The 3,028-nt window shown below is 70.1% G+C and carries 3 protein-coding genes; 1 reads left to right on the forward strand and 2 read right to left on the reverse strand.

All coding sequences use genetic code 11. The features are described 5' to 3' along the window. The coding region (locus ABZ449_RS08540) for a tetratricopeptide repeat protein (RefSeq protein WP_360342321.1) at positions 1-1,624 on the reverse strand (1,624 nt) is incomplete at its 3' end. 47 nt (positions 1,625-1,671) lie between these two features. Continuing rightward, positions 1,672-2,133, reverse strand: coding sequence for a hypothetical protein (locus ABZ449_RS08545; protein ID WP_360342324.1), 462 nt, complete (start codon positions 2,131-2,133; stop codon positions 1,672-1,674). 680 nt (positions 2,134-2,813) lie between these two features. On the opposite strand from ABZ449_RS08545, the gene ABZ449_RS08550 reads away from it, so the two are divergent. Next, on the forward strand, positions 2,814-3,028 hold a 215-nt coding region (locus ABZ449_RS08550; protein ID WP_360342327.1), incomplete at its 3' end, for a transposase domain-containing protein.

Genomic DNA, 3,028 nt, shown 5'->3' on the forward strand with positions numbered 1-3,028 from the left:
GATCCAGGTTTCCCGCGATCCGGTGGGCATCGGCGAGGTTGTTGCGCGTGGTCATGGTGTCGGGGTGGTCGGTGCCAAGGACCCGCACGGCGGCGGCCAGTGTCTCCTCGAACAGCGCGATCGCGCGGCCCAGGTCGCCCGCCAAGCGATGGCCTTGGGCGACGTTGGTGCGGGAGGCCAGGGAGTCCGGGTGGTCGGCGCCCAGGATCCGTACCCGGCTGGCGGCGGCACGTTCGAAGTAGGCGCCTGCACTCCCGTGTTGGCCCTGTGTGGAGAGGAAGAGGCCCGCGTTGTTGAGGACGGTGGCGGTGGGTTCGGTGTCCCCTTCGGAGCGCGTGTGGTGGGCGAGTGAGTCGATGTGGGGCAGCAGGGCGCGCCAGGTACTCCAGGCGGCGGGGTCGTCCCAGGTGGAGGGGAGAGCGGCCGCCAGACTGCCCGTCGCTTGGTGGAGGGCGGCGGCGACGTCGTGCGGCCGGCGGTGCGGGTCCTCGGCGTCGGGGGTCCGGGCGAGCGCCTGGACGAGCCGGTGCACGGTCAGCGTCTGGCCGGTCGCGGTGATCATGCTGTAGGCCGCCAGACGCCGTACCGCCTGCTGGACCGCGGAAGGTGTGCCGAGGTGGTCCAGGAGTGAGCGGGGGACCGCCTCCGGGGCGAACCAGGCGAGAACGCGCAGGACCTGCCCGGCCAGGGGGGTGTCGGCGAGGCGGTCGAGGCTGATCTGCCAGACCCGTGCCATGGTGCGCTCGCTCTCGTACCCCTCCTCGGCTTCGTGGTACATGAAGGCCGGTTCGTCGGCGAGTTGACGCAGATAGGCGCGGGGGGACAGCCGGCTTTCGGCCAGGTAGGCGCCGGCCTGTCGGACGGCCAGCGGCAGGTGCCCCAGTTCGGCGCAGAGTTCGGCTGCGCCGGTCAGATCGACCGGATCGGCGCAGCTGCGTGTGAGGACCCGGGTGAGGGCGGCAAGGGCGTCGCCCAGGTCGGGAACGTCGATGTGGACGGGGGCGGCGATGTCGTGCCACCCCGAGGCGCGGCGGCTGGTGATCAGGATGCGGCCCGTGGACAGGCGGGCCAGCAGTGGTTTGACGTTGGCGGGGTCGTCGACGTTGTCCAAGACGAGCAGCCACCCCTGGTGGGTGGCCAGCCACTGCACGGCCCGCTCGCGCAGGTCCTCCGTGCGCAGGCCGGCGAGGGCCGGCTGGAGCGCTCGGGCCAGATCGGCCAGGCCAGCGTCCAGGGCGGCCAACGTGTCGGCGGTGATCGACCAGATGGGGTTGGCCGCGTCCCGCTGGGTGTCGGCCCAGTGCGCGGCCAGGGTGCTCTTGCCGACCCCGCCCAGTCCGTGAATCGCCCGCACCGCCCGACCATCGGCACCGTCCGATGCGAACACGCTGTCCAGTTGCCCCAGTTCTCGTGTTCTTCCCACGAACATGCCCTGGCCGAGCAAGCTCTCCAGCTTCACCAGGCCCAGCGGAGCATCCACCTCCGCGGGTGGTCGCAGTGCCTCCGGCGGCATCTGCACGATCGTCGTGTTGTCCCCGGTGCTTGCCACGCCCAGGAACGCGCCCCCGTACGTGCCGATCGCGATGGACCGCTCGCCCGAGGCCACCACGGCGCTGCCCTGCATTGCGGGCGGGTCCCCTGGATCGCGCGAGTTCCGTCCGGCCGCCCCCTTCACGGCCGGGGTTCTACGGCCTGGTCGCCGGTGATGATGTCGCCTTCCACCCCGTCACCGACGGCTGCCGATCGCTCGCCCGACGCCACCACCGACCCGGTCACCGGCGCCTGCCCGGCCCGGGTCCCCGGCTGGGAAGCCCGACCTGTGGACCCGCCGGCTCCAGCGGTGTGCTGTGCACCCGTCCCGGTATCGCCCGTGGAGATGTTGCCCCTCACCGACCCTCCCACCGCGACGGCCCGTAGGCCGGATGCCTCGACACTCATCCCGGACGGGGGCCCGGAAACACCCTGGCCGCTGTCGGAGGTGGCGAAGCTTTGCCCCCAGAGCACGGCCAGGGCTGCCACCGTCGCGCCCAACGCCGAGGCCACGCCCCAGCGAGTGGCTGCATCGTCGACCAGCGACGGCAGTACCCACATCCCGCACACCGCCGTCGGCACGGCAAAGGTCGAAACCGTCACGACCCCCGCCAGCAACCACCGTGTCCCACGGTCCAAAGGTCCCACCTCACTCGTTGACCCGATATGCCGTCACCACGATGTCAGGGATGGCGCCTCACCGTGGGAGGACGGCGGTTCTGTTGCCCGGTCGGCTCGCAGCCGTGACCGGAGCCGTACGTGGGCTTCCATCCGGCGGCCGGCATGGGGCCTTCGGTTGGTGGCTCGTGAGCTGGTACTGGCATTGAAGGCGATCTACGCCGTACTCACCCTGGCCGGGGAGGAGCACGCCAGCTCTGACCAGGGCGTTCGCCACTCGATGGTAATGCGGACCTGGCGGAGCGCGTGAAGCGAGTTCACACGCTACGGGAGCTGATCAATCCCTAGGCGCGCGACGTCACCACGTCGAACACGGGAAGCAGGCACTGAATCAGTTCGTACTCTCTTTCGAGGGTCGGATCGGCAGTCGGCCCCGCACGTGCGGGCAGGTCACGGGCTGGATGCTCGGCCGCTCGCCGCGGACCTGTCGGCCTGGCGACGATGCTGGGAGTTCTACAAAGCAGGTCGATTCATCATCGCCCCGTTGAGCTGGATGGTCGTCCGCTGGCCGCGCGAGTAGATGTGAGTAGGCCCTGGGCTGGTGGCATGCGTCAGCTTAGGGGCAATGCCGGTGACTTTGTGGTCCGTGTCTCGTTGGTTGTGGCGTGGCGAGGGTGGGGCAGGTCAAGTCGCCTGCGAGTGAGCGGTTGTCGGATCGGATTGCGATCGGGGTGCTGACCCAGGCGTTTCCGCCGGGTCTGGTCGATGAGGTGATCGCCGAGACTGGGCGGGGTGAGAAACGCAGCCGTCTGCTGCCGGCGCGGGTGGTCGTGTACTTCGTGCTGGCGATGTGCCTGTTCTTCGGGCAGGGCTATGAGGA

The sequence above is a fragment of the Kitasatospora sp. NPDC005856 genome, assembly GCF_040629945.1.
Taxonomy (GTDB): Bacteria; Actinomycetota; Actinomycetes; order Streptomycetales; family Streptomycetaceae; genus Kitasatospora.